The sequence below is a fragment of the Variovorax sp. 10N432 genome (assembly GCF_056394465.1).
On sequence record NZ_JBFTHX010000018.1, the window covers coordinates 1 to 23510 of the forward strand.

A 23510-nucleotide genomic window follows, 5' to 3' on the forward strand; every position below is an offset into this window, starting at 1 on the left:
GAGCGCGTGGTGGCCAGCCTGCTCAACGCGGCGCCCGACCTGGCGGCGCGGCTGGCGCAGGACCTCGGCATGGACCTGCCCGCCCCGATGCCGAAGGCGCTGGAGAATCCGGCGTCCCCCGAAGTCGAAAGCTCGCCGGCGTTGTCGCTCCTGGCCAGGCCCGGCGACGGTGGCATCCGGACGCGCAAGATCGCGGTGCTGGTTGCCAACGGCGTCGAAGGCGCATCGCTGGGCAAGCTGCTGACAGCGCTGGTGGCGGCGGGCGCCGTGCCCCGGTTGGTGGCAGCCCGTCTCGGCACCTGTGTGGGGATGGGCGGCGAGAAATTCGCGGCCGACGCGACCCTGGAGAACTCGCCTGGCTTCCTGTTCGACGCCTTGGTGCTGCCGGACGGCGCAGATGCGGTCGCCGCGCTCGATGCGGACGCCCACACGCTCGAGTTCGTGCGCGCGCAATACTGGCACTGCAAGACCATCCTGGCTTTCGGCGCCTCGCAAGCACTGCTCGCCGAAGCGCAGATACCGATGACGATGCCGGATGGCTCTGCCGACCCGGGCCTGATCCTGGCCGACGCGACCGCCGCCGACGAAGCGATCGCAGATTTCATCGGTGCCATGGGCAAGCCTCGGCATTTCGGCCGCGAGAACGATCCGCCATTGGCTTGACGCCCGGAGTCCGCCATGGGGCGCCGATGCAAAATGAGGGCGATCTCAATCGGAGCGACCCATGCGCATCGAACACATCGCCCTCTGGACCCAGGACCTCGAACGCTTCAAGCGCTTCTACGTCGACTACTTCGGTGCCGCGGCGGGCAGCGGCTACGTCAATCCCGCAAAGGGCTTTGCGTCCTGCTTCCTGAGTTTCGGCGACGGTGCGCGGATCGAGGCGATGACGACCAGCACGCTGAATCCGGTCGCCATCGAGCCGGGCGCCCAACGCATGGGCCTGACGCATTTCGCGGTGTCGCTGGGCTCCGAGAGCGCGGTCGACGAACTGACGCAGCGCTTGAAGGCCGACGGCTATCCGGTGCTCGACGGGCCGCGGCGGACCGGCGACGGCTACTACGAGAGCGTGGTGCTGGATCCGGATGGCAACCGGGTAGAGATCACCGCCTGATTCGGGCGGGGCAATTGACAAGACTCCGCGAAAGTATATACTCTTTGTATATACAAAAGGAGCCCGCATGACCTATGCCCGTGTCTTCCAGTCCGGCAACAGCCAGGCGGTGCGGTTGCCCAAGGAGTTCCGCTTCAACGCGGAGCAGGTGGAGATTTTTCGTCAGGGCAACGACGTCGTCCTGCGCGAGCGGCCCGTGAGCGCGGTCACGATCCTCGACGCACTGGTCCGCATGCCGGCCGATTTCATGGCCGGAGGCCGCGGTGACGGTCCACCCCAGGAACGCGAGACCTTCTGATGGCCATCCGCTTCCTGCTTGACACCAATATCTGCATCTACATTGCCAAGCACAATCCACCGGCCGTGCGGGCGCGCTTCGAGCAACTGGCGCCTGATGTGCTGGCCATGTCGGCCATCACCTTCGGTGAACTGCAATACGGTGCCGAAAAGAGCCAGGCCCGCAACAAGGCATTGGTGGTGTTGGAGCAACTGCAACACGCCATCCGGATCGCGCCGCTGACCGAAGCGGCGAGCCAGCACTATGGTGAGATTCGCAGCCGCCTCGAGCGCATCGGCCAGCCTATCGGCAACAACGACCTCTGGATCGCGGCGCATGCGCGCGCCGAAGGCTGGGTGCTCGTCACCAACAACGAGCGTGAGTTTCGCCGTGTGGAGGGGCTGTCGGTCGAGAACTGGGCGACAGCGCCCTGACCCTCAGCGTCCCGGAAGCTCGACCCGATGCGCCAGCGGCAACAGGTAGCCGTCGCGGTAGACCCCCTGGATCAGTCCGCTGACCCGGTCGTTCGAGCGGGCCGTGACGAACTCCCTTTCCGAGGTCTGGTAGACGACGATCGTGCAGGGAATGCGCTTGCTGAGGGTGCGGGCGACACCGGTCGCCTGGCTGGAGGTAGGGTAGGTGTTCATGAGAACCATATCGGCAGCGCATCCGAATGCTGAAGGGCTGCGCCGCCGTATCGATCTCAAGCGCCGCCGCCCTTGAAGAACGCGTTCAACTCGTTCCCTGAAGCAGCCTCCGCGAAGCCGTCGAAGCGCCCCTCGTCGGCGAGGCCGCGTGCGGCCCGGATGAACCCGCCCCACGCCGCGCGCGCGAGCGCGCCGCCGACGCTGACCCGCCGCACGCCCAGCGCCTCGATGTCCTTCATCGTCAGTTCGCTGGTCGAACCGACCAGCAGGTTGACCGGCTTCGGCGCCACCGCGGCGACCACGGCCGCGATCTGCTCGCGCGTGCGGATGCCCGGCGCATAGAGGCAGTCGGCGCCGGCCTCCGAATAGGCCTTCAGGCGTGCGATGGCGTCGTCCAGGTCGGGCCGGCCGGCGAAGAAGTTCTCGGCCCGCCCGACCAGCAGCACGTCGCCGCCGGCTTCGTCGATGGCGGCGCGGGCGGCGCGCAGGCGCGCCACCGCAACATCGATGTCAAACAACGGATGCGCGGGATCGCCGGTCGAATCCTCGATCGACAGACCGGCCACGCCGGTGTCGATCGCCAGCCGGACGCTCTGCGCAACGCCTGTGGGATCGGAGGCGAAGCCGCTCTCGAAGTCGGCATTCACGGGCAGGTCGGTGGCCGCCACGATGGCGCGCAAGTGGGCCAGCACGGTCTCGCGCGACAGCGCGCCGTCAGGCCGCCCGAGCGACCAGGCGCAGCCCGAGCTGGTGGTGGCCAGGGCCTTGAAGCCGAGGCCTTCGAGGTAGCGCGCGCTGCCGATGTCCCAGGGATTCGGGAGCACGAAGGAGCCCGCGGCGTGGAGCGCGCGGAAGTCGGCGCATTTCTGGGCAACGGTGCGTGTCATGGGGGACCTCCAGGAGCCGCATTCTGCACCCTACCGCCCGGTAGGAGCGCGAGTCTCCAAGGCGACGCCGCCTCCGGACAAACCTTAGTCGGCGCCGCCGCGCCTGCTTCCACAATGGCTCGGCGCGTTCGATGCAGCCGCGGCTGCATCGCCTGGGTCACACCGAGGAATCATGTGGAAATGTTCTTTCAGCAACTCCTGAACGGCCTGACCGTCGGGGGTGTCTACAGCCTGGTGGCGCTGGGCCTGACACTGGTCTACGGCATCCTGCACGTGCCGAACTTCGCCCATGGCGCGTTCTACATGGCGGGTGCCTTTGCGGGCTACTACCTGATGGCCAAGATGGGCCTCAACTACTGGCTCGCGATGGCCGGCGCCGCCGCGATCGTGGCGGCGATCTCGATGCTGACGCAGCGGCTGGTGTTCCACCCGCTGCGCAACGCGCCCGAGCTGCACGATATGATCGCCGCCATCGGCGTGCTGCTGTTTCTCGAGGCCGGCGCCCAGGCGCTGTTCGGCGCCGATTTCCATCGCATGCCGACGCCTTACGGCCAGGTGGTCGAGGTCTTCGGGCTGACGGCGCCGCTGCAGCGGCTCCTGATCATCGCCGGCGCCTTCGGCCTGATGGTGCTGCTGCACCTGTTCCTGAACCACACGGTGATCGGCTCGACCATCATCGCGATGGCCCAGAACCGCGACGGCGCCGCCCTGGTGGGCATCGACGCCACCCGCGTGACCCTGCTGGTGTTCGCGATCTCCGGCGCGCTGGCGGCGGTCGCGGCGGTGCTCTACGCGCCCATCAACCTGGTGTACCCGGCGATGGGCAACCTGGTCATCACCAAGGCCTTCGTGATCATCATCCTGGGCGGCATGGGCAGTTTCCCGGGGGCGATCGTGGGCGGGCTGATCATCGGCATGGCCGAGAGCTTCGGTGGCTTCTACTTCTCGACCGACTACAAGGACATCATCGCCTTCGTGCTGCTGGTGGTGATCCTGTCGTTCCGCCCGCAGGGCCTGTTCACCGCCAAGGGAGCGCGCTGATGAACTGGCTGCAAGGCAAGACCGGCTGGGCGCTGCTGGCCGCGGCGGCGCTCGTGTTCCCGCTGTTCGCCCAGAACAACTACCTGATCTCGGTGGCGACACAGGCCTTCATCATGGCCATCGCCGCGCTCGGCATGAACCTGATCACCGGCTACACCGGGCAGTTCAACCTCGCGCACGGCGCCTTCATGGCGGTGGGGGCCTATACGGTCGGCATCCTCACGGTCGACCACCAGGTGCCGTTCTGGATCGCCTTCCTGGCGGCCGGCGTGGTGACCGCGGTGCTGGGCTACTTCATCGGCCTGCTGTCGCTGCGCCTGCGCGGCCACTACTTCTCGATCTTCACGCTGTGCGTGAGCTACATCATGTTCCTGCTGATCGAGAAGTGGGAAAGCCTGACCCACGGACCGGTCGGCATCATGGGCATCCCGGCGCCGACCGGCATCGGTCCGCTGCAGTTCGGCACGCCGCTGTCGCAGTACTACCTGGTGCTGGCCTTCCTGGTGCTCGGCCTGTGGATCATGGCGCGCATCGTGCGTTCGCTGCTGGGCCGCAGCTTCATGGCGGTGCGCAACAGCGACGACCTGGCCGAGGCGCTCGGCATCGACCTGATGCGCACCAAGACGCTGTCCTTCGTGCTGTCGGTGGTGTACGCCGGCTTCGCGGGCGCGCTCTATGCGGGACAGGTGCGCTTTCTCGGCCCCGACCTGGCGAGCGAGGCCGTGACCTTCGACCTCGTGATGTTCGTGCTGGTCGGCGGCATCGGCACCTTGCTGGGCCCGCTGCTCGGCACCTTCATCGTGACCTGGCTGACGCAGAGCCTGCAGTTCCTGCAGGACTATCGCATGGTGGTGTTCGGCCCGGTCCTGATCGCATTGATCATCTTCCTGCCGGACGGCATCGTCGGCACCTGGCTCAAGCGGCGGGCCCAGCGCGCGGACGCGGCGCAGGCCGCGAAGGCGGCCACCCCGGGCGCCGCGGCGCAGGAGGCGCAGAACAATGCTTGAAATCGAATCGCTGACCAAGCAGTTCTTCGGCCTCACCGCGGTCGACGACATCTCGACCCGCTTCGAGCGCGGGCAGGTGAGCGCGATCATCGGGCCCAACGGCGCCGGCAAGACCACCTTCTTCAACCTCGTGGCCGGCACGCACAAGCCGAGTTCGGGGCGCATCCGCTTCAACGGGCAGGATGTCACCGGCCTCAGGCCCGACCACGTGGCCAAGCTCGGCATCGCGCGCACCTTCCAGACCACGCACCTGTTCGACAACGCCACCGTGCTCGACAACCTGATCGTCGGCCACCGCCTGCGCACCAGGTCGGGCCTGTGGGACGTGCTCGCCAACACCCGCCGGCTGCAGGAAGAAGAGCGGCTGTGCCGCGAGAAGGCGCGCGAGGCGCTCGACTTCGTCGGCCTGTCGCATGTGGCCCACCGCATTGCCGCCGACATCACGCAGGAGGAGCGCAAGCGCGTCGCCTTCGCGCTGGCGCTGGCGACCGACCCCGAACTGCTGCTGCTCGACGAGCCGGCCGGCGGCGTGAACCCCGAAGAGACCGTGGGCCTCGCGGCCCTGATCCGCAAGCTGGTGGACCATGGCAAGACCGTCTGCCTGATCGAGCACAAGATGGACATGATCATGCGACTGGCCGACAAGATCGTCGTCCTGAACAACGGCGCCAAGATCGCCGAGGGCACGCCGGAGCAGATCCGCCGCGACCCGCAGGTGATCGAAGCCTACCTGGGAGCCGACCATGTTGCGGTTTGAAGGCGTCGACCTGCATTACGGCAGCTTTCGCGCGCTCTCGGGCGTGACGCTGCATGCGGCGCCGGGCGAACTGGTGGTGCTGCTCGGCGCCAACGGCGCCGGCAAGACCTCGATCTTCATGGCCGCCAGCGGCATCCACAAGCCGAGCGCCGGCAGCATCCGCTTCGGCGAGCGCGAACTGGTGGGCCAGCGGCCGGCCCAGATCGTCGCGTCGGGCCTGGTGCACTGCCCCGAGGGACGCAAGCTGTTTCCGATGATGTCGGTCAAGAAGAACCTCACGCTGGGCGCCTACGTGCACCGGCGCGATGCGGCCGGCATCCAGCGCTCGCTCGACGAGGTGTTCGCGCTGTTTCCAGTGCTGGCGCAGAAACAGGACCATCCGGCGGGTTCGCTGTCGGGCGGCCAGCAGCAGATGGTGGCGATCGGCCGCGCCTTGCTCGGCCGGCCCAGGCTGCTGCTGCTCGACGAGCCCTCGCTCGGCCTCGCGCCGCTGATCGTCAAGCAGGTGTTCGAGGTCATCCAGCGCATCAACCAGGCCGGCACCACGGTGCTGCTGGCCGAGCAGAACGCCTACTCGGCCCTGGCGATCGCCGACCGCGCCTACGTGATCGAGCGCGGCCGCATCGCGCTCGAGGGCGATCGCGATTCGCTGCTGCACAACGAGGCGGTGCGTGCGGCTTACATCGGCGCCTGAGACCTTGCGGGACAGACCAAGAAACTGCGCAGCAGTTTTTGCTCTGTCCTCAACTGACTAGAGAAACGTTCAACCACCTGGAGACACCCCCATGAGCATCAGAACAAAAGCCTTGCCTCTCGTCGCTGCCCTCGCCGCGGCCTTCGGCGCCGGCGCCGCCTTCGCGCAGGAAACGGTCAAGATCGGCTTCACCGGCCCCTTGAGCGGCGGTGCTGCCCTCTACGGCAAGAACGTCGTCAACGGCATGGAGATGGCCATCAAGGAGATCAATGCCGCGGGCCTCGAGGTCGCCGGCAAGAAGGTCAAGCTCGAACTGGTGGCGCTCGACGACAAGTACGCGCCGGCCGAGGCGGCGATCAATGCGCGCCGCCTGGTGCAGCAGTACCAGAGCCCGGCGGTGTTCGTGCCGCACTCGGGCGGTATCTACGCGATGCAGGCCTTCAACGAGCAGGAGAAGTTCATCGTGATGGCGTACTCGAGCACGCCCAAGATCACCGAGACTGGCAACAAGCTCACCATCCGCATCCCGCCGACCTTCAACTCCTACATCGAGCCCTTCACCAGCTACGAGATGAAGAAGTTCGGCAAGAAGGTCGGCATGCTGCCGGGCGACCACGAGTACGCGAAGAACTGGACCCAGCTCTTCGGCCCGGCCTGGGAGAAGGCGGGCGGCACGATCGCCTCGAACAATCCGATGTCCTACAACCGCTCGGCCGACTTCTACAGCGGCGTGAGCCGGGTGCTGGCCGAGAAGCCCGACGTGCTGTTCGTCGGCGGCCCGTCGGAGCCGACCGCGCTGGTGGTCAAGCAGGCACGTGAACTGGGCTTCAAGGGCGGCTTCCTGATCATGGACCAGGCCAAGCTCGACGAGATGGCCAAGGTCACAGGCGGCCTGGCACCACTCGAAGGATCGATCGGCGTGCTGCCGGTGTCGTACGACGAAAGAGTCGGGCCCAAGACCTTCGCCGCCGCCTACCGCAAGGCCTACGGCGCCGACAAGGACCCGACCACCGAGTCTTCCTACAACTACACGCTGACGCATGCACTGGCCGGCGCGATGAAGCTCGCCGGCACCACCACCGACGCGGCCGCGATCCGGGCCAAGATCGGCGAGGCGCTGACCAAGCTGCCGAAGGAGACCAACGCCGGCGAATTCAAGGGCGTCGACGCGGTCGGCGGCACCATCGTCGATCCGCTGGTCGCCACGGTCGAAGGCGGCAAGATCAAGCCGGTCAACCTGAGCGAACTCAAGTAGGCCGGCGCCGGACCCTCAGCGGGTCGGCAGCTGCTCGATCACCGGCGGCGGGGGCGGCACCGGCATCGCCGGCGGCTGCGGATTGAAGGGCGGCGTGATCACCGGCGGCACCACCGGGACGGCCGAGGTGCCCGGGCGCGGCAGCGAGGCCGGCGGCACCGGCACCGGGCTTTGGGTGGCGGCCGAGGGCTGGGTCGGCGAGGCTTCGCTCTGGACGCTCGCGCGGCCGCCGATCGCCAGCGTGTCGTTGATGGGCTGCAGGTCGTCGGCGCTCAGCGTGCCGTTGGCCTGGCGCAGCTTCAGGTTGCCCACCAGCACGTTGTAGCGCGCCACCGCGAGGTCGCGCTTGGTCTGGAACAGCTGCGCCTGCGAGTTCAGCACGTCGATGTTGATGCGCACGCCCACCTGGTAGCCGAGGCGGTTGGCGTCCAGGGCGCTCTGGCTGGAGGCTTCAGCCGCTTCGAGCGCCTTCACCTGGCCGGCGCCCGAGATCAGCCCGAGGTAGGCCGAGCGCGTGGCCTGCGAAACGCTGCGGCGGGTCGCCTCCAGCGTCTGGCGCGAGTTCTCCTCGAGCGCCAGCGTCTCCTTGACCCGGTTCTCGGTCGCGAAGCCCGCGAACAGCGGCATGTTGAAGACCAGCGCGATGCTCGCGGCATTGACGCGCACCTTGCCGGTGGTGGTGCTGGTGGTGCTGCCGTTGGGGTTGTTCGTGACGTTGTAGCCCAGCTGCGCGTCGAGCGTGGGCTTGTGGCCGGCCTGGGCCTTTTCGACCTCGAGCTTCGCGACTTCCAGGCCCAGCCGCGCCTGGTCGATCGCGGGATGGATGTCGTCGGCCTGCGTGACCCAGGCGTTGATGTCGGCTGGCTGGACCGCCGGCAGCGCCACCGGCGCGGCCAGCGGGATCGGCTGGGTGCCGGTGCGGCCGACCAGCTGGTCGAGCACGATCTTCTTCACCTGCAGGTCGTTCTCGGCCGCGATTTCCTGCGCCAGCACCAGGTCGTAGCGGGCCTGCGCCTCGCGCGTGTCGGTGATGGTCGAGGTGCCGACCTCGAAATTGCGCTTGGCCGAGGCCAGCTGCTCGGCCACGCCGATCTTCTGCGCCCGCACCAGCGCCAGGCTGTCCTGGCTCGAGAGCACGTCGAAGTAGGCCTGGCTCACGCGCACCACGAGATCCTGTTCGGCGATCTTGAGGGTGTCCTCGGCGATGCCGAGCTGCCGCTTGCTCTGCTCCCAGACCGCCCAGTTGGCGGGCCGGTAGAGCGGCTGCGTGGCGTTGATGCCGGCGGCCTGCGTCGGGATGCCGCGGGTCAGCGACGCGTTGTCGGTCGAGAGCTCCTGGTGGGTGGAGGTGGCGTTGCCCGACAGCCCGACCGCCGGCAAGATTCCGGCCTTGGCCTGCGCGGCCCGCGCCAGATTGGCGTCGTACTGCGCCCGTGCACCCTGGTAGGTGGCGTCGAAGCCGCGCGCGGCGTCGTAGAGTTCGATCAGGCTCTGGCCATGGGCCGGCAGCGCGATCGCCGCTGCGAACACGGTCGCGAGCGCTGCCGAAAGAGGAAGAGGCCTGGGCACGGGCATGAAGCGTCCTTGGGGATACGAAAATCGGGGCGGGGCGGCGGCGCGGGCCGCTCAGTAGCGCGGCACGGAAGGGTCGTGCTGGGCCGACCAGGCATCGATGCCGCCGGCGATGTTCGCCACCTCGTCGAAGCCGTTCTGGGCCAGGAAGGCGGCCACCCGCTGGCTGCGTGCGCCGTGGTGGCAGAGGCAGGCGATGCGCTGGCCCGGATCGAGTTCGCTGACGCGGGCCGGGATCTCGTTCATCGGGATCGTCGCCAGCGTGAAGCCCGTCGGCGCCACGCTCGCGGTCTGCAGCTCCCAGGGTTCGCGCACGTCGAGCACCACCGGCCTCGCGTTCGGGTTCCTGGCGAACCAGTCGGCAAGCTCGGTCGGGCGGATTTGATCGATCATGAAAGGGCGGGGGATCAGAAGTTGAAGCGCGAGGGCGCGGGGAAGTTCAGGAGCCGCGGCGCCACGGTGTCCCAGGGCTGCAGCACGTCCCACTTGCCTTCGCCGGTGCGGGTCACGAAATGGGCGCGCATCATCGGCTCGTCGCCGACCACGGCCGCCAGCCGGCCGCCGATGTTCAGTGAGCCCAGCAGGCCCTGCGGGATGCGCGCCACCGAGCCGCTCAGCACGATGACGTCGAAGGTCGGGCCGCTGGCCAGCGGCGTGGCGCCATCGGCATGGCGCACCTCGACGTTCATGACGCCGTTGCGGCGCAGGTTGGCGGCGGCGAAGGCGGCCAGGCCGGGGTCGATCTCCAGGCTCAGCACCTGGGCCGCGCGATGGGCCAGCAGGGCGGCCATGAAGCCGGAGCCGGCGCCGATCTCGAGCACGGTCTCGTGCTTCTGGACGTGCAGGTCCTGCAGCATGCGGGCCTCGACCTTGGGCGAGAGCATGCACTGGCCGGGTTCCTTGGCGGTGCTGGCGTCCTCGAGCGGGATCTCCATGTCGAAGAAGGCCAGCGCGCGGTGCGCCTCGGGCACGTAGTCCTCGCGCCGGATCTGGGCCAGCAGGTCGAGGATGTCGAGATCGAGCACGTCCCAGGGACGGATCTGCTGTTCGATCATGTTGAAGCGCAGGCGCTCGAGCGTGGGGGTGGGGTTCATGGGGTTTCTCCTCGCGGACTCAGGACAAACTTTCGATTTTAGGCGCCGCCACGGGCGTGGCTTCGGCGGCCGGCTTCGGCTGGCCGGTCCAGCGGCGGCGGGCCCAGTTGGCCAGGTCGTCCATGTAGCAATAGACCACCGGCACCACCACCAGCGTCAGCAGCGACGAGGTGATGACCCCGCCGATCACGGCCTGGCCCATCGGCGCGCGCTGCTCCGAGCCTTCGCTGATCGCGAAGGCCAGCGGCACCATGCCGAAGATCATGGCCAGGGTGGTCATCAGGATCGGGCGCAGCCGCACGCGGGCCGCCAGCAGCAGGGCCTCGGCGCGCGGCAGGCCCGGTACCGGCGTGCCGTCCTCGGCGACGCCAGGCTCGCGCGAGCGAATCGCGAAGTCGACCAGCAGGATCGCGTTCTTGGTCACCAGGCCCATCAGCATGACCACGCCGATGATCGAGAACATCGACAGCGTCGAGCGGAAGATCAGCAGCGCCAGCACGACGCCGATCAGGGTCAGCGGCAGCGCCGTCATCAGCGCCAGCGGCTGCAGGAAGCTCTTGAACTGGCTGGCCAGGATCATGTAGATGAAGATCACCGCCAGCGCCAGCGCCGAGACCGCGTAGCCGAAGGACTCCTGCATGTTCTTGGTCGAGCCGCTGAACTGCCAGCCGTAGCCCGGCGGGAAGGCGATGCCGGCCAGGGCCGCGCGGACGTCGGCCGAGACCTCGCCGGCCGAGCGGCCGTCGACGTTGGCGTTGATGCTCACCTCGCGCGCCAGGGCCCGGCGGTTGATCTGGTTCGGTCCGGTCGATTCGCGCACCTCGGCCACTTGCGCCAGCCGCACGATGCGGCTCGAGCCGTCGGCATTGGCGCCGACCGCGGTGCTCAGGAAGGGCAGGCGGGCCAGGTCGGCCGGCGAGTTGCGCACCTCGGGCGCCAGGCGCACGTTGACGTCGTAGGTCTGGTCGTCGGGCGCGCGCCAGTTGCCCACCGTGGTGCCGGCCACCAGCGTGCGCAGCGCGGCCGCGATCGGTGCCACGCCGAGGCCGAGGTCGGAGGCGGCGTCGCGCCGGATCACCACGCTGACCGTCGGCTTGTCGGGCTTCAGGCTGGAGTCGAGATCGACCAGGCCGGGGATCGGGCGGATCTTGTCCATCACGCGAACGGTCAGTCGCTCGAGCTCCTTCAGGTCGGGCCCCTGCAGCGAGAACTCGATCGGCTTGTTGCCGCCGACCGAATCGCGCAGGCCGACGTGCGTGACCGTGATGCCCGGAATGGCGCGCAGCCGCTCGCGCAGCACGGTCGACATCTGGTCGACGCTGCGGCTGCGCGCGCGCCGGTCGACCAGCCGCACGTAGATGCTCGCGTAGATCTTGCCCTGGGCGTCGCCGCTGTTGATGGTGCTGAGCGTGTAGCGCACCTCGGGCATCTCGCGCAGCACCGCCTCGACCTGCCGCGCCTTGGCCTCGGTCACTTCGAGCGAAGAGCCCACCGGGGTGTAGAAGCTGATCGAGGTCTCGGAGAAGTCGGCCTTGGGCACGAACTCGGTGCCCAGCAGCGGCACCATGAAGATGCTGCCGACGAAGATGCCGATGGCCGCGAACACGGTGGCGAGCTTGTGCACCAGCGCCCAGCGCAGAATGCCCTGGTAGCCCTCGGCCAGCCGCTCGGTGGCGCGGTCGAACCAGCCGGTGACGCGGCCGATGGTCTTGTCGTAGAAGGTGACGGGGGCTTCGTTCTTGCCGTGCTGGTCGATCGCCGGGTCGTGCCAGATGCTCGACAGCATCGGGTCGAGCGTGAAGCTCACGAACATCGAGATCATCACGGCCGCCACGATCGTGATGCCGAACTCGTGGAAGAACTTGCCGATGATGCCTTCCATGAAGCCGATCGGCAGGAACACCGCGACGATCGACAGCGTGGTCGCCAGCACCGCCAGGCCGATCTCCTGGGTGCCGTCGAGCGAGGCCTGGTAGGGCTTCTTGCCCATCTGCACATGGCGCACGATGTTCTCGCGCACCACAATCGCGTCGTCGATCAAGAGGCCCACGCACAGCGACAGCGCCATCAGCGTGATCATGTTGATGGTGAAGCCGAACATCGCCATGAACCAGAAGGTGCCGATCAGCGCGATCGGCAGGGTCAGGCCGGTGATCACGGTCGAGCGCCAGGAGTTCAGGAACAGGAAGACGATGAGCACCGTGAGCAGGGCGCCCTCGATCAGCGTCTGGCGCACGTTGTCGACCGCCACCCGGATCGGTCGCGAGGCATCCGCGATCGGCTCCAGCCGCACGCCCGGCGGCAGCTGCGGCTTGATCTCGGCGATCGCCTTGACCAGCCCGTCGACCACCTGGATGGTGTTCTCGTCCTGTGCCTTCTGCACCGACAGCAACAAGGTGCGCTGGCCGTTGTAGAGCGCCAGGCTGTCGATCTCCTGGGCGCCGTCGCGCACCGTCGCGACCTGGTCGACCCGGATCGGCGCGCCGCCCTTGCGGGCCACGATGATGCGGCCGAAATCCTCGGGCCGCTCCATGCGGGCGTCGATCTGGACCACGCGGTCTTGTTCGAGTGAGCGCACCGAGCCGACCGGCAGCGCCTGGTTCTCGCTGCGCACCGCATCGACCACCTGGCTGGCGCTGACGCCGAAGCCTTCCATCGCCTGCGGATTGAGGTAGATGTTGATCTCGCGCTTGGTGCCGCCGACCAGCGTCACGGAGCCGACGCCGCGCACGTTCTCCAGCCGTTTCTTGAGCACCTGGTCGGCCCAGTTGGTCAATTCGACTGCGCTGGGCTGCTTGTCCTTGTCGCCCTCGGGGAGCACCGCCACCGACCAGACGGCGCGCGAGGCCGGGTCGAAGCGCAGCACGCGCGGGTCCTTCACTTCGTCGCGGAACAGGGGCCGCACGCCGGCTACCTTCTCGCGCACGTCGTCGGCGGCCTTGCGGCCATCGACATAGAGCTGGAACTCGATGATGACGACCGACTGGCCCTCATAGCTGCGCGAGGTCAGGGCGTTGATGCCGGCGATCGAGTTGACGCCTTCCTCGATCTTCTTGGTGACTTCGCTCTCGACGATCTCGGGCGAGGCGCCCGGGTACTCGGTGATCACCACCACCACCGGGAAGTCGATGTTCGGGAACTGGTCGACCTGCAGGCGCTGGTAGGAGAAGGCGCCCAGCACCACCAGGGCGAGCATGAGCATGGTCGCGAAGACCGGATTCTTGAGACTGACGCGGGTGAACCACATGCCGTGCCCGCCTCAGGGTGCGCTGCGTGCCGAAGCGGCGGGGGCCGGCGCGGCACTGGCCGACACCGGCGACAGGCGCACGGCCGTGCCCTGGCGCAGCGGGCCGAGGCTGCCGGCCACCACCACCGCGCCTTCTTCGATGCCGCGCACCGCGACCATCGTCTGGCCGTCGAGCTGGCCGCGCAGGCCGGTCTCGACCGGCCGATGCGCGATGCGCCCGTCGATCACCACCTGCACGTAGGGCGCCGGCTTGTCGGTGCGCACCGCGGTCAGCGGCAGGGCCAGCGTCTCGGTGCGGCCGACGTCGATCGTGCCCTGTGCGAACAGGCCCTGGCGGAAGCCGGTGCTGCGGTCGAGCCGCAGGTAGACCAGCACACTGCGGCTGCCGGCCTGGGCGCTCGGATTGACGCGCACTACGCTGGCGCCGACCGTGCGCTCGCCGCTCTTCGGGTCGGCGACGCCGCCGCCCTCGATCTGTAGGGTGGCACGCTGGCCCACGCGGACCGCCACCGAATCGGCCGCGGCCAGCGTGGCCTCGACTTCGATGCGGCTCAGGTCGACCACTTCGATGATCTTCGCGTCGATGGCGACGCGCTCGCCGGACTGGGCGAGGCGCTGCGCCACCTGGCCGGCGATCGGGCTCTTGAGCACGGTGTCGTCGAGCGACTTGCGGGTCATCTCGACCGCCGCCAGCGCCGCGCGGTGCGTCGACAGCGCCGAATTCAGATTCGATTGCGAGGTCTCGAGCGCGGTGCGCGAGATGAAACCCTGGTCGACCAGGGCCTTGTTGTTGTCGAAGGTGCGCTGCGCCACCTCGGCCTGGGCCCGGGCCGAGTCGGCCTGTTCCTGGGCCTGCCGCAGGCGCGACTGGTATTCGATCGGATCGATGCGCGCGATGACCTGACCGGCCGCGACCGTGTCGCCTTCGCGCACCGTGAGGCCGATCAGCTCACCGGCCACGCGGGCCTTGACCTGCGCCGAATCGACCGCCCGCAAGGTGCCCGAGACCGGCAGCGTCTCGGCCAGCTCGCGGCGGGCGACGCGCACCACGTCGGTGGCCGACAGCTCCACCACCGTTTCGGTCGCCGCCGAGCCGTTGCCCGCCGCCAGCTTGGCCTGCTGCGCCTTGCGCGCGCCGATGGCACGCAGTGCGCCGCCCGCGATCAGCACCAGGACCAGGGCCGCGATGGCCCATTTCATCGTTCTTTTCATTCGGCAGCCTTCGGCGTGCGGCAGAGGCCGTGCAGGACGGTCTCGGCCTGGAGCGCCAGGTATTTCTCGGGGTCGATCGTGGAGGTGTGATCGAAGCAGATCGCAGGCGAATGCTTGGTCAGCATCAGGAAGATCATCGGCGCGATGACGGTGTAGATCGCCAGGTCGACCTCGACCGGCGCGAACTCGCCGCGGTCGATGCCGCGCTGGACGATGCGCCGCAGCAGTTCATGCCCCGGCTTCACGACTTCGCGGCGATAGAACTCGGCCAACTCGGGAAAGTTGCGCCCTTCGCTCATCATCAGCTTGGTCAGGCCGGAGGCCTTGGTCGCGCCGACCCGCTCCCACCAGACCCGCATGCAATAGCGCAGCATGTCGGCGGTGCTGCCTTCGTATTCGTCGAACTCGCGGTTCCACTCGGTGAAGCGGCCGGCCAGGTTCTCGATCACCACCGCCTTGAACAGCTCTTCCTTGCTCTGGAAATACAGGAAGAGGGTGCCCTTGGAGACGCCGGCACGGGCCGCGACTTCTTCCGAACGGGTGGCGGCGAAGCCTTTCTCGACGAACAGGTCCAGCGCCGCCTCCAGCAGTTCGCCCGGACGGGCTTCCTTGCGCCGCTCGCGCTTGGCGCTGACGGGACACAGCTTGTCCTTGAGGAATCGGGAGGCGGGCATGGTATTAATGACTGGCGGGTTAGTAATGTAGTGAGGGTGTTGCACTGCGTCAAGCCGGCACAATGTGCAGTTCGTCTCGAAACTTCGCCGGAGTTGCCATGTCATCCCCATCCTCGCCCACCGAAACCATCGTCCTCGGCGGTGGCTGCTTCTGGTGCACGGAAGCCGTGTTCGACCGCGTCCAGGGGGTGCTGGACGTCGAATCGGGCTACAGCAACGGCCAGACCCTGAATCCGAGCTACGAGCAGGTCTGCACCGGCCGCACCGGGCACTCGGAGGTGGTCAAGGTGACATTCGACCCGGCCGAGATCTCGCTGCACGAGATCCTCGAGATCTTCTTCGTCGTGCACGATCCGACGACGCTCAATCGCCAGGGCAACGATGTCGGCACCCAGTACCGCAGCGGCATCTACTACCTCGATGCGGCGCAGAGGCAGGTCGCCGAGGACGTGATCAGGGAGATCGGCGAGAGCAAGACCTATCGCTCGCCGATCGTGACCGAGGTCGAGCCGCTGGCCAACTACTCGACCGCCGAGGCCTACCACCAGGACTACTTCCTGAACAACCCGAACCAGGGCTACTGCGCCTTCGTGGTCGGTCCCAAGGTCGAGAAGTTCCAGAAGACTTTCGCGGCTCGGGTCAAATCCTGAGACCTTGCGGGACAGACCAAGAAACTGCGTAGCAGTTTTGCTCTGTCCTCGACCATCCTGATACCTTTCGGGACAGACCAAGAAACTGCGTCAGCAGTTTTTGCTCTGTCCTCAACCATCCTGATACCTTGCGGGACAGACCAAGAAACTGCGTCAGCAGTTTTTGCTCTGTCCTCGACCATCCTGATACCTTGCGGGACAGACCAAGAAACTGCGTCAGCAGTTTTTGCTCTGTCCTCAACTGATTAAATGCCTTCCCCCCAGCGCTCCCCAAGCACCCGCACCCTCTTGTGCGTGCTCGCGTTCGCGCTCTGGGCCGCGACCACGCTGGGCCTCCTGCACGGCACGCTGCACGGTGCGGCGGCACATGCACATCCCCATGCCGATGCCGCCACCGCCGCGGTTGCCGGCAAGGCGGCCGCCTCGCGCGGCTTGTCGGCGCTGTTCGGCGTCCACACCGAGGCCGAGTGCCGGCTCTACGACCAGTTGTCCCACGGAGCGGCCGCGCCTTGCGTGCCGCCGGTTCTCCTGCCGGTGCTGCTGCCGGCCGCCAGCTTCGTCTGGCTCGAGGGCGAGGTCTTCGCCCGCTGGATCGCGCTGTTCGACGCGCGCGGTCCGCCTTCCACTCGCTGAATCCCCCGTGTTTCCCGGTTGCCGACCCCGCCTGGCGGGGCGCGGCCGGCTGTCCATCGATTCAACGAGTGTTCCTTCATGTCTATTCTTTTTCCACGCCACCGCGTCGGCGTCGCGGTGCTGTCCGTCCTGTCCTGCGCGTCCCCGGGTGCCTGGGCGCAGCCTGCGCCTGAGGCGCCTGAGGCGCCTGCCGCCTCGCTCGGCGAGATCACCGTCACCGGCAACCCGTTGGGCGCCACCGACCTGATCGCGCCGACCACCTCGCTGTCGAACGAGGCGCTGCTGCTGCGCTCGCAGTCCACCCTCGGCGAGACGCTCAACGGCCTGCCGGGCGTCGGAAGCACCTATTTCGGCCCCAATGCCAGCCGGCCGACGATCCGCGGCCAGGACGGCGACCGCATCCGCATCCTGCAGAACGGCGGCAGCGCGCCCGACGCCTCGGCGCTGAGCTATGACCATGCGGTGCCGGTCGATGCGCTGGTCACCGAGCGGCTCGAGGTGCTGCGCGGGCCGGCCGCGCTGCAATACGGTGGCAGCGCGGTCGGCGGCGTGGTCAACGTGATCGACAACCGCATCCCGACCGAGCCGATCGAGGGCTTCGGCGGCCGCGCCGACCTGGGCTACGCCACCGGCAACCGCGAGCAGTCCGGCGGCGTGCTGCTCGAGGGTGGCACCGATCGCTATGCGCTGCACGTCGATGCCTTCCGGCGCGATTCGAGCGACGTCTCGGTGCCGATCGAGCTGCCCTGCGCGAACCCGAAGCGTCCTGGTTTCGCACGCAAGATGTGCAACTCGGCCAACGAGGCCGACGGCGGGGCCTTCGGCGGCACGCTGTTCTTCGACCAGGGCTGGATCGGTGCCTCGGCCAGCACCTACCGCAGCAACTACGGCACCGTGGCCGAAGACGACGTCACGATCGGCATGCGGTCCGACCGCTACGCGCTCGAGGGGGAATGGCGGCCGGGTGGATTTTTCAGCAGCGTGCATGCGAAGCTGAGCCGCACCGAGTACCGCCATACGGAGTACGAAGGCCCGGCGCCCGGCACCACTTTCACCAACGACAGCAACGACCTGCGGATCGAGGCGAGGCACCGCCCGATCGGCGGCTTCGAAGGCATGGTCGGCTTCACGAGCGAGAGCGGGCGTTTCTCGGCCAACGGCGAGGAGGCTTTTGCCCCGAACAGCCGCACGACATCGAATGCCTTGTTCCTGCACGAGGAGTTCGGCACCTCTTGGGGTCGGCTGAGCTTCGGTGCCCGCACGGAGGAGGTCAAGGTGCGCTCGCTGGGTGATCCGTCCGACCCGGAGATCACGCGCTTCTTCGTTGGCGAGCGCGATTTCAGTCCGAGCAGCGCCGCTTTCGGCGGGCTGGTCAACCTGTCGCCGCAGTGGCAGCTGACCTCGAACCTGGCCTACACCGAGCGGGCGCCGAAAGACTACGAACTGTTCGCCAACGGCCCGCACGTGGCGACCGCGGCCTGGGAGACCGGCGATCCGAACCTGAAGGTCGAGAAGTCGACCGGGCTGGACCTTGGCGCCCAATGGAAGTCGGGCGCCAACACGGCGAGGCTCAACGCCTACCTGACCCGCTTCAGCAACTACATCGGACTCAGTGCCACTGGCAATGTGCGCAGCGCGGACGGCGAGCTGAATCCGCCGCCGGTCGAGACGGCCKAGGGGCTGCTGTTCCCCGAGGTGTTCGCGGACTACGTCTACCACGGGGTGCGGGCGCGCTTCACCGGCCTCGAGGCCGGCGGCAACCTGCAATTGATCGGCGCCGATGGCTTCTCGCGGGCTGAGGACGGCGGCACGCTCGACCTCGAATGGCGCGGCGACCTGGTGCGGGCCACCAACACCGACACCGGGGAGCCGCTGCCGCGGATCGCGCCGTGGCGCGTCGGCAGCACGCTGGCCTACGGCCGCGGCCCGTGGACCGCGCGCCTGGGCTTCGACTACAACGCGGCGCAGAACCGCGTGCCACCGATGGGCGACCGCGCGACCGAGGCCTACACGCTGTGGACCGCGTCGCTCAGCTACAGGCAGCGGGTCCAGAGCGCCAACCTCACGTGGTACGCGCGGGTCGACAACATCGGGAACACGCTGGCCTACAGCGCGACCTCGATCCTGACGACGACGGTGTATCCGGCTGCGCCGCTGCCGGGGCGCAGCTTGAAGGTGGGGTTGAGGGCTACGTTCTAGGGGTCATGTCGGGGCGTCGGGTGGCGGGTTGGCGGCGGTGGGCGGTATGCCCCGGGCCGGCCGACGTCACCGGCCGCTTCGCGGCTTCCCTGCGCTGCTCGCGGTACGCGGGGTCCGCGCAAACTCGCTCCGCTGCGCTCCACTCAAACACGCGCGGCCCTGATCCGCCTGCCGCTGCGCTGCTCGGCGGTGCCTCAACGGCCGGCCCGGGGCATACCGCCCGCCACCGCTGGTACGTCGGGGTTGCATCGGCGTTGGAACGTCACTGCGCTTTGAACACCCCCAAGCCCGGCCCGCACCGCTTGCCGGGCCCGCACCGACGGTGAGCGGATGGTCCAAAGACCACGTCGGCTATTCTCGAAAGCTCCATGAATGGTCTCGTCGTTTCCTCGCTGCTGCCCGTGGTCATCCTCATCGCGGTCGGCTGGCTGGCAGGGAGGATGCGCTGGATCCGGGGCGACTCGGTCAAGGACCTGTCCAACCTGGTGTTCCTGCTGCTGGCGCCGCCCTTGCTGTTTCGTTCGATGAGCACGGTGCGGATCGAGCAGCTGAGCCTGAAGCCGGTGGCGGCCTATTTCGTCGCCGCCGGCCTGATCTTCGCGGCCACGCTGGTCTGGCGCGGCTTCAATCGCACGGGCGTCGTGCTGGCGCTGGCCAACACCTACAGCAACACCGTGATGATCGGCATCGCGCTCGTCGGCCTGGCCTACGGCCCGCAGGGCATGGTGGTGCTGCTGACGCTGATCTCGCTGCACTCGCTGGTGCTGCTGACCAGCGCCACCGTTTTCCTCGAGCTCGCGCTGGCGCAGGAGGATGCGCAACGCATCGAGCCCGGCGGGGCCGGGCGGCGCGCGATGGCGCGGACCGTGTTGCGCGCCCTGCGCAACGCGATCGTCCATCCGGTGCAGGCACCGCTCCTGCTGGGATTGCTGTTCGCACAGACCGGGCTCGAGATTCCGGCCGCGATCGACAAGCCGATCGCCTTGCTCGGCCAAGCCTTCAGCCCGGTGGCGCTGATGCTGGTGGGCATCACGCTGGCGTTGACGCCGGTCGGCCAGCACTGGCGCACCGCGCTCCTCCATGCTTCGATCAAGAACCTGGTGCACCCGGCGCTGGTCGCGGCGTTCGGACTTGCCTTCGGCCTGCGCGGCCTGCCGCTGACCGTGATGGTGGTGGCGGCATCGCTGCCGATCGGCGCCAACGTGTTCCTGTTCGCGCAGCGCTACCGGACTTCGGAAGGGTTGATCACCGCCAGCGTCGTGGTCTCGACCGTGATGGCGCTGGTCTCGCTGTCGATCGTGATGGCGCTCGCCGGGCGCCTTTGAAGCCGGCTCAGGGCGCCAGCCGCTCGCGCACCCAGGCGCCGCCCTCGGCGCGATAGCGCAGCCGGTCGTGCAGGCGGCTCTTGCGGCCCTGCCAGAACTCCCAGCGGTCGGGCACCAGCCGGAAGCCGCCCCAGTGGGGCGGCCGCGGCGGCGACAGCAGGTGCCTTGCGGCCTGCACCGCGGCGTTCTTCACCAGCACATCGCGGCCGCTGATGACCTCGCTCTGCGGGCTGGCCCAGGCGCCGATGCGGGAGTCGAGCGGGCGACTGGCGAAGTAGGCGTCGCTCTCGGCGTCGTCGACCCTGAAGACCCGGCCCTCGATGCGCACCACGCGTTCGAGTTCGACCCAGTGGAACTGCAGCGCCGCATAGGGGTTGCCGGCCAGCTCCTGGCCCTTGCGGCTCTGGTAATTGGTGTACCAGACGATCCCGCGGGCGTCGTAGCCCTTGACCAGCACGATCCGTGTCGAGGGGCGCAGGTCGCCGCCCACCGTGGCCAAGGTCATCGCGTTGGGTTCGGGCACCTGGGCGTCGATGGCCTCGGCCAGCCAGCGCTCGAACTGGTCGAGCGGATCGGCGGCACTGCTGGTTTCGTCGAGCTCGGCGCGCTCGTAGCTCTTGCGCAGGGCGGCCAGTGATTCATTGGGTGAAGGCATGACGCCATTGTTGCGCAAGCCAAGCGTGGATACTCCGTCGCATGACTCCCGCCGCCGAACCGCCCCTGCCGACCGTCATCGTGCTCGCCTCGGGCCGCGGCGAGCGCTTTCGTGCCGCCGGCGGCAGCGGCCACAAGCTGCAGGCCGCGCTGGCCGGCGCCACAGTGCTCGACCACACGCTGGCCGCGGTGCGCGCCAGCGGGCTGCCCTGGCATCTCGAGGATGTCGGCCACCCGGGCATGGGCGACTCGATCGCCGCCGCCGTGCGGGCCACGCCCGGCGCCGCGGGATGGCTGATCCTGCCGGCCGACCTGCCGCTGGTGCAGCCCGCGACCTTGCAGGCCGTGGCGTCGGCGCTGGCCTGGTCGGTGCAGGCGGCGCAGCCGCACTACCGGGGCCAGCGCGGCCATCCGGTGGGCTTCGCCGCCGGCTGCTTCGATGCGCTTTCGCTGCTGTCGGGAAACCAGGGCGCCGCCCCGGTGCTGCGCGCGCTCCGGGAGGCGCGGCAGGTGGCCGACATCGAGGTCGACGACATCGGCATCGTGACCGACATCGACACGCCCGAGGAACTCGCGCGCGCCGAGGCCTTGATGAAGGCGCGGCTGGGTTAGGGCCTGTTCACCCTAATTCCGGGCGATGATCCCGCAGGCGATCCGCGGGCCTGAATTGCCCGCCGGCTGCGTCGTGAAGTCGTCGCGGTCGCGGTGCACGACCAGCGCACGGCCGATGATGTTGTTGGCCGCACCCTCGGTCATCGAGATGGTGTGGACGTCGACGCTGAAGCGGGCCACTCCGTTGGCGTCGGCCACCAGGCTGGGCAGTTCGCCTGCGTGGCTTCCCGGTGCGGCGAACTTGCCGTGGGTGCCGCCAGCCGGGTTGAAATGGCCGCCCGAGGCATTGCCGTTGTCGCCGCAGTCGCCTTTCTCGTGGATGTGGAAACCATGCTCCGTGCCTGGCGCGAAGCCGCGCACTTCGCCCTTCACGCGCACGCCGTGCTCGAGCGCGGTGAAGCTCACCTTGCCCAGGGTCGGGTTCGGCGTGATGGCGCCGGTCGGCGCCAGTTCGGCGGTCGCGCCGGCTTGCGGCCCCAGCGTGCCGCAGGCCGCGAGCAGGCTGGCCGCGGCCACGGCGATGGCAGGGGCGATGAGGCGAGGGCGCATGGTCGGACTACTCCTTGAATTTTTGGGTGGATGCTGACCCCAGAGGGTATACCGAAGGCTCCGGCTCGGCGCTGTCGGCCGGGGCCGACAGCCGCGTCTGGGCCAGCTTCACCAGGCGCGCCAGCGCGGCATCGTGGATGGCATGGCGTCGCAGTTCGAGCAGGGTCTGCTCGGCATAGTCGAGCGAGCTGCCGTAGCGGCCCACAGCGTTGGCGAAGATGTGGGCATAGCGCTCGTCGCTGAGCTCGCCGGTGAAATTGGGACTGCGCCGCGACAGCGTGAAGGCCAGCGCCCGGACCTTCGAATGCGGCGTCGTGCAGTCGAGCCAGCGCGGGTCGTAGACCCCGGTGGGCATTTCGCGCAGCCAGAGCCGGCCGAGGGTCTCCAGCCCTTCGGCGGCCGGCACCCTGAACACCATGCCGCGGCAGCTGCCGCCCGAGAGCAGCCCGAACACCAGCCCCGGGTTCTCGATCGTGCCGCGGTTGATCCGGCTCCACATCTTGAGCGCGCGGTGCCAGCCATGGACCCGGGCCGGATGTCTTTCGATGAAGCCGAAGTCGGGCCGCCAGATCAGCGAGCCGTAGCCGAACAGCCACAGGTCCTCGTGCCCGCCCCATTCGTCGATCACGCGATCGAGCATCGGCTTGGGGTCGCGCAGGGGCGTGGGCATGGGGTCCAGGCCGGGCGGGCCGGGGTCGCCGCCGGGGGGCCGGGCAGCGACGCCTACAATTTGGCGGTCATGGTTCACCGCACCATTATTTACCGACCCCTCAACTACGGAGCCCCGCCCATGTCCGCCCACAGTGACGACGAGAGCCAGCAGAACTTCATCCTGGCCTTCGTGCTGGGCCTGATCGCCCTGGTGATCCTGTTCGTGATCGGCATCGTGCTCTACACCCGGGGCCATGCGGCGGGCCCGACGGCCGCACCGGTGGCCGCGGCCGCGCCGGCGACCACGCTGGCGGTGGTCACCGAAACGGTGACGGTCGTGATTCCCGACGGCGCCAGCATCCGCGTCGTCGGCGGTGTCGTGAACTTCTATTTCGCCACGGCCAGCGCCGACCTGGCGCCGGGCGCGGCAGAGGCCCTGGCCGTCGTGATCAAGGGGATCGAAAGCGGGCACAAGGCGGTCATTTCCGGCTTCCACGACACCACCGGCGACGCCGCCATCAACGAGGCCCTGGCGAAGAAGCGCGCCGAGATGGTGCGCGACGTGCTGACCGGCCTGGGCGTGCCGGCCGACAAGGTCGACCTGCAGAAGCCGGCCGTCACGGCCGGCAGCGGCAACAATGCCGAGGCGCGCCGGGTCGAAGTCAAGCTGCTGGACTGAAGTCGCAGCGCGCCTCTCAGAAAAAGCCCGGCCTGTCCGGGCTTTTTCATGAGGGCTTGTTACCATGCACTTCCGAGCCG

At 68.4% G+C, this 23510-nt stretch carries 26 protein-coding genes; 15 read left to right on the forward strand and 11 right to left on the reverse strand.

Features of this window, described 5'->3' with window-relative positions; all coding sequences use genetic code 11:
• From AC1DF3_RS20670 to vapC, 4 genes are all read left to right on the forward strand, one after another.
• The coding region (locus AC1DF3_RS20670) for a DJ-1/PfpI family protein (protein WP_478140717.1) at nt 1-663 on the forward strand (663 nt) is incomplete at its 5' end.
• 61 nt (nt 664-724) lie between these two features.
• Nucleotides 725-1114, forward strand: coding sequence for a VOC family protein (locus AC1DF3_RS20675; RefSeq protein WP_478140718.1), 390 nt, complete (start codon nt 725-727; stop codon nt 1112-1114).
• A 67-nt stretch (nt 1115-1181) separates the two neighbouring features.
• The gene (locus AC1DF3_RS20680; RefSeq protein ID WP_478140719.1) at nt 1182-1412 is read left to right on the forward strand and encodes an antitoxin; all 231 of its coding nucleotides are present in this window, start codon (nt 1182-1184) and stop codon (nt 1410-1412) included.
• On the forward strand, nt 1412-1825 hold the full coding sequence (gene vapC, locus AC1DF3_RS20685) for a type II toxin-antitoxin system tRNA(fMet)-specific endonuclease VapC (protein WP_478140720.1): 414 nt from the start codon (nt 1412-1414) through the stop codon (nt 1823-1825). The genes AC1DF3_RS20680 and vapC overlap by 1 nt, the downstream gene beginning before the upstream one ends.
• A 3-nt stretch (nt 1826-1828) precedes the next feature.
• Here the strand turns inward: vapC and AC1DF3_RS20690 are convergent, their stop codons facing one another.
• Together AC1DF3_RS20690 and AC1DF3_RS20695 are read right to left on the reverse strand one after the other, a co-directional pair.
• Complete coding sequence (locus AC1DF3_RS20690) at nt 1829-2038, reverse strand: hypothetical protein (RefSeq protein ID WP_478140721.1); 210 nt, start codon at nt 2036-2038, stop codon at nt 1829-1831.
• A 56-nt stretch (nt 2039-2094) separates the two neighbouring features.
• Complete coding sequence (locus AC1DF3_RS20695; protein ID WP_478140722.1) at nt 2095-2925, reverse strand: isocitrate lyase/PEP mutase family protein; 831 nt, start codon at nt 2923-2925, stop codon at nt 2095-2097.
• 174 nt (nt 2926-3099) lie between these two features.
• Here AC1DF3_RS20695 and AC1DF3_RS20700 point away from each other — a divergent pair, with 174 nt between their 5' ends.
• From AC1DF3_RS20700 to AC1DF3_RS20720, 5 genes are all read left to right on the forward strand, one after another.
• On the forward strand, nt 3100-3966 hold the full coding sequence (locus tag AC1DF3_RS20700; protein WP_478140723.1) for a branched-chain amino acid ABC transporter permease: 867 nt from the start codon (nt 3100-3102) through the stop codon (nt 3964-3966).
• A complete protein-coding gene (locus tag AC1DF3_RS20705) occupies nt 3966-4973 on the forward strand; it encodes a branched-chain amino acid ABC transporter permease (RefSeq protein WP_286536464.1) in 1008 nt (335 codons plus the stop codon). Before AC1DF3_RS20700 ends, AC1DF3_RS20705 begins: the two co-directional genes overlap by 1 nt.
• On the forward strand, nt 4966-5730 hold the full coding sequence (locus AC1DF3_RS20710; protein ID WP_286523009.1) for an ABC transporter ATP-binding protein: 765 nt from the start codon (nt 4966-4968) through the stop codon (nt 5728-5730). Before AC1DF3_RS20705 ends, AC1DF3_RS20710 begins: the two co-directional genes overlap by 8 nt.
• On the forward strand, nt 5717-6424 hold the full coding sequence (locus AC1DF3_RS20715) for an ABC transporter ATP-binding protein (protein WP_478140724.1): 708 nt from the start codon (nt 5717-5719) through the stop codon (nt 6422-6424). Before AC1DF3_RS20710 ends, AC1DF3_RS20715 begins: the two co-directional genes overlap by 14 nt.
• Before the next feature lie 91 nt (nt 6425-6515).
• Entirely contained in the window at nt 6516-7679 is a 1164-nt protein-coding gene (locus tag AC1DF3_RS20720) for an ABC transporter substrate-binding protein (protein ID WP_478140725.1), read from the forward strand.
• A gap of 15 nt (nt 7680-7694) precedes the next feature.
• Here AC1DF3_RS20720 and AC1DF3_RS20725 read toward each other — a convergent pair whose 3' ends face one another.
• Genes AC1DF3_RS20725 through AC1DF3_RS20750 form a run of 6 tightly spaced genes read right to left on the reverse strand, consistent with a single transcriptional unit; the run spans nt 7695 to nt 15478 of the window.
• On the reverse strand, nt 7695-9254 hold the full coding sequence (locus tag AC1DF3_RS20725; protein WP_478140726.1) for a TolC family outer membrane protein: 1560 nt from the start codon (nt 9252-9254) through the stop codon (nt 7695-7697).
• A 51-nt stretch (nt 9255-9305) separates the two neighbouring features.
• Nucleotides 9306-9644 (reverse strand): rhodanese-like domain-containing protein, encoded by a 339-nt coding sequence (locus AC1DF3_RS20730; protein WP_478140727.1) that lies wholly within the window; start codon nt 9642-9644, stop codon nt 9306-9308.
• A 14-nt stretch (nt 9645-9658) separates the two neighbouring features.
• Complete coding sequence (locus AC1DF3_RS20735) at nt 9659-10345, reverse strand: protein-L-isoaspartate O-methyltransferase family protein (protein ID WP_286536468.1); 687 nt, start codon at nt 10343-10345, stop codon at nt 9659-9661.
• Nucleotides 10346-10364: 19 nt separating this feature from the next.
• Nucleotides 10365-13592 carry an efflux RND transporter permease subunit gene (locus tag AC1DF3_RS20740; RefSeq protein ID WP_286536469.1) on the reverse strand — a complete coding sequence of 1076 codons (3228 nt, stop codon included), beginning with the start codon at nt 13590-13592 and terminating at the stop codon, nt 10365-10367.
• Between the two features lie 12 nt (nt 13593-13604).
• Nucleotides 13605-14792 (reverse strand): efflux RND transporter periplasmic adaptor subunit, encoded by a 1188-nt coding sequence (locus tag AC1DF3_RS20745; RefSeq protein WP_353506728.1) that lies wholly within the window; start codon nt 14790-14792, stop codon nt 13605-13607.
• A gap of 8 nt (nt 14793-14800) precedes the next feature.
• Nucleotides 14801-15478 (reverse strand): TetR/AcrR family transcriptional regulator, encoded by a 678-nt coding sequence (locus tag AC1DF3_RS20750; protein ID WP_286522995.1) that lies wholly within the window; start codon nt 15476-15478, stop codon nt 14801-14803.
• A gap of 98 nt (nt 15479-15576) precedes the next feature.
• On the opposite strand from AC1DF3_RS20750, the gene msrA reads away from it, so the two are divergent.
• From msrA to AC1DF3_RS20770, 4 genes are all read left to right on the forward strand, one after another.
• A complete protein-coding gene (gene msrA, locus AC1DF3_RS20755; protein WP_478140728.1) occupies nt 15577-16128 on the forward strand; it encodes a peptide-methionine (S)-S-oxide reductase MsrA in 552 nt (183 codons plus the stop codon).
• Between the two features lie 249 nt (nt 16129-16377).
• Entirely contained in the window at nt 16378-16761 is a 384-nt protein-coding gene (locus AC1DF3_RS20760; protein ID WP_286536472.1) for a hypothetical protein, read from the forward strand.
• Between the two features lie 78 nt (nt 16762-16839).
• Complete coding sequence (locus AC1DF3_RS20765; RefSeq protein WP_478140729.1) at nt 16840-18960, forward strand: TonB-dependent receptor; 2121 nt, start codon at nt 16840-16842, stop codon at nt 18958-18960.
• A 368-nt stretch (nt 18961-19328) separates the two neighbouring features.
• Entirely contained in the window at nt 19329-20285 is a 957-nt protein-coding gene (locus tag AC1DF3_RS20770) for an AEC family transporter (RefSeq protein WP_478140730.1), read from the forward strand.
• Between the two features lie 7 nt (nt 20286-20292).
• Here AC1DF3_RS20770 and pdxH read toward each other — a convergent pair whose 3' ends face one another.
• Complete coding sequence (gene pdxH / locus AC1DF3_RS20775; protein WP_478140731.1) at nt 20293-20958, reverse strand: pyridoxamine 5'-phosphate oxidase; 666 nt, start codon at nt 20956-20958, stop codon at nt 20293-20295.
• A 23-nt stretch (nt 20959-20981) separates the two neighbouring features.
• On the opposite strand from pdxH, the gene AC1DF3_RS20780 reads away from it, so the two are divergent.
• Nucleotides 20982-21551, forward strand: a complete 570-nt coding sequence (locus tag AC1DF3_RS20780) for a nucleotidyltransferase family protein (protein WP_478140732.1) — start codon at nt 20982-20984, stop codon at nt 21549-21551.
• A 12-nt stretch (nt 21552-21563) separates the two neighbouring features.
• Here AC1DF3_RS20780 and AC1DF3_RS20785 read toward each other — a convergent pair whose 3' ends face one another.
• Together AC1DF3_RS20785 and AC1DF3_RS20790 are read right to left on the reverse strand one after the other, a co-directional pair.
• Nucleotides 21564-22100, reverse strand: coding sequence for a superoxide dismutase family protein (locus tag AC1DF3_RS20785; RefSeq protein ID WP_286536478.1), 537 nt, complete (start codon nt 22098-22100; stop codon nt 21564-21566).
• Nucleotides 22101-22107: 7 nt separating this feature from the next.
• The gene (locus AC1DF3_RS20790; RefSeq protein ID WP_478140733.1) at nt 22108-22770 is read right to left on the reverse strand and encodes a gamma-glutamylcyclotransferase; all 663 of its coding nucleotides are present in this window, start codon (nt 22768-22770) and stop codon (nt 22108-22110) included.
• Nucleotides 22771-22890: 120 nt separating this feature from the next.
• Between AC1DF3_RS20790 and AC1DF3_RS20795 the strand changes: the two genes are divergently transcribed.
• Nucleotides 22891-23430 carry an OmpA family protein gene (locus AC1DF3_RS20795; protein ID WP_478140734.1) on the forward strand — a complete coding sequence of 180 codons (540 nt, stop codon included), beginning with the start codon at nt 22891-22893 and terminating at the stop codon, nt 23428-23430.
• The last annotated feature ends 80 nt before the right edge of the window (nt 23431-23510 follow it).

Excerpts from the sequence above, each read along its gene's own strand:
- AC1DF3_RS20730 (WP_478140727.1), bottom strand. The coding sequence starts at position 9,644 with ATGATCGATCAAATCCGCCCGACCGAGCTTGCCGACTGGTTCGCCAGG.
- AC1DF3_RS20695 (WP_478140722.1), bottom strand. The coding sequence starts at position 2,925 with ATGACACGCACCGTTGCCCAGAAATGCGCCGACTTCCGCGCGCTCCAC.
- AC1DF3_RS20785 (WP_286536478.1), bottom strand. The coding sequence starts at position 22,100 with ATGCGCCCTCGCCTCATCGCCCCTGCCATCGCCGTGGCCGCGGCCAGC.
- AC1DF3_RS20710 (WP_286523009.1), top strand. The coding sequence starts at position 4,966 with ATGCTTGAAATCGAATCGCTGACCAAGCAGTTCTTCGGCCTCACCGCG.
- AC1DF3_RS20745 (WP_353506728.1), bottom strand. The coding sequence starts at position 14,792 with ATGAAATGGGCCATCGCGGCCCTGGTCCTGGTGCTGATCGCGGGCGGC.
- AC1DF3_RS20740 (WP_286536469.1), bottom strand. The coding sequence starts at position 13,592 with ATGTGGTTCACCCGCGTCAGTCTCAAGAATCCGGTCTTCGCGACCATG.
- AC1DF3_RS20720 (WP_478140725.1), top strand. The coding sequence starts at position 6,516 with ATGAGCATCAGAACAAAAGCCTTGCCTCTCGTCGCTGCCCTCGCCGCG.
- AC1DF3_RS20705 (WP_286536464.1), top strand. The coding sequence starts at position 3,966 with ATGAACTGGCTGCAAGGCAAGACCGGCTGGGCGCTGCTGGCCGCGGCG.
- AC1DF3_RS20680 (WP_478140719.1), top strand. The coding sequence starts at position 1,182 with ATGACCTATGCCCGTGTCTTCCAGTCCGGCAACAGCCAGGCGGTGCGG.
- AC1DF3_RS20760 (WP_286536472.1), top strand. The coding sequence starts at position 16,378 with ATGCCTTCCCCCCAGCGCTCCCCAAGCACCCGCACCCTCTTGTGCGTG.
- AC1DF3_RS20795 (WP_478140734.1), top strand. The coding sequence starts at position 22,891 with ATGTCCGCCCACAGTGACGACGAGAGCCAGCAGAACTTCATCCTGGCC.
- AC1DF3_RS20690 (WP_478140721.1), bottom strand. The coding sequence starts at position 2,038 with ATGAACACCTACCCTACCTCCAGCCAGGCGACCGGTGTCGCCCGCACC.
- AC1DF3_RS20750 (WP_286522995.1), bottom strand. The coding sequence starts at position 15,478 with ATGCCCGCCTCCCGATTCCTCAAGGACAAGCTGTGTCCCGTCAGCGCC.
- AC1DF3_RS20770 (WP_478140730.1), top strand. The coding sequence starts at position 19,329 with ATGAATGGTCTCGTCGTTTCCTCGCTGCTGCCCGTGGTCATCCTCATC.
- vapC (WP_478140720.1), top strand. The coding sequence starts at position 1,412 with ATGGCCATCCGCTTCCTGCTTGACACCAATATCTGCATCTACATTGCC.
- AC1DF3_RS20725 (WP_478140726.1), bottom strand. The coding sequence starts at position 9,254 with ATGCCCGTGCCCAGGCCTCTTCCTCTTTCGGCAGCGCTCGCGACCGTG.
- msrA (WP_478140728.1), top strand. The coding sequence starts at position 15,577 with ATGTCATCCCCATCCTCGCCCACCGAAACCATCGTCCTCGGCGGTGGC.
- AC1DF3_RS20675 (WP_478140718.1), top strand. The coding sequence starts at position 725 with ATGCGCATCGAACACATCGCCCTCTGGACCCAGGACCTCGAACGCTTC.
- AC1DF3_RS20790 (WP_478140733.1), bottom strand. The coding sequence starts at position 22,770 with ATGCCCACGCCCCTGCGCGACCCCAAGCCGATGCTCGATCGCGTGATC.
- AC1DF3_RS20735 (WP_286536468.1), bottom strand. The coding sequence starts at position 10,345 with ATGAACCCCACCCCCACGCTCGAGCGCCTGCGCTTCAACATGATCGAA.
- AC1DF3_RS20780 (WP_478140732.1), top strand. The coding sequence starts at position 20,982 with ATGACTCCCGCCGCCGAACCGCCCCTGCCGACCGTCATCGTGCTCGCC.
- AC1DF3_RS20715 (WP_478140724.1), top strand. The coding sequence starts at position 5,717 with ATGTTGCGGTTTGAAGGCGTCGACCTGCATTACGGCAGCTTTCGCGCG.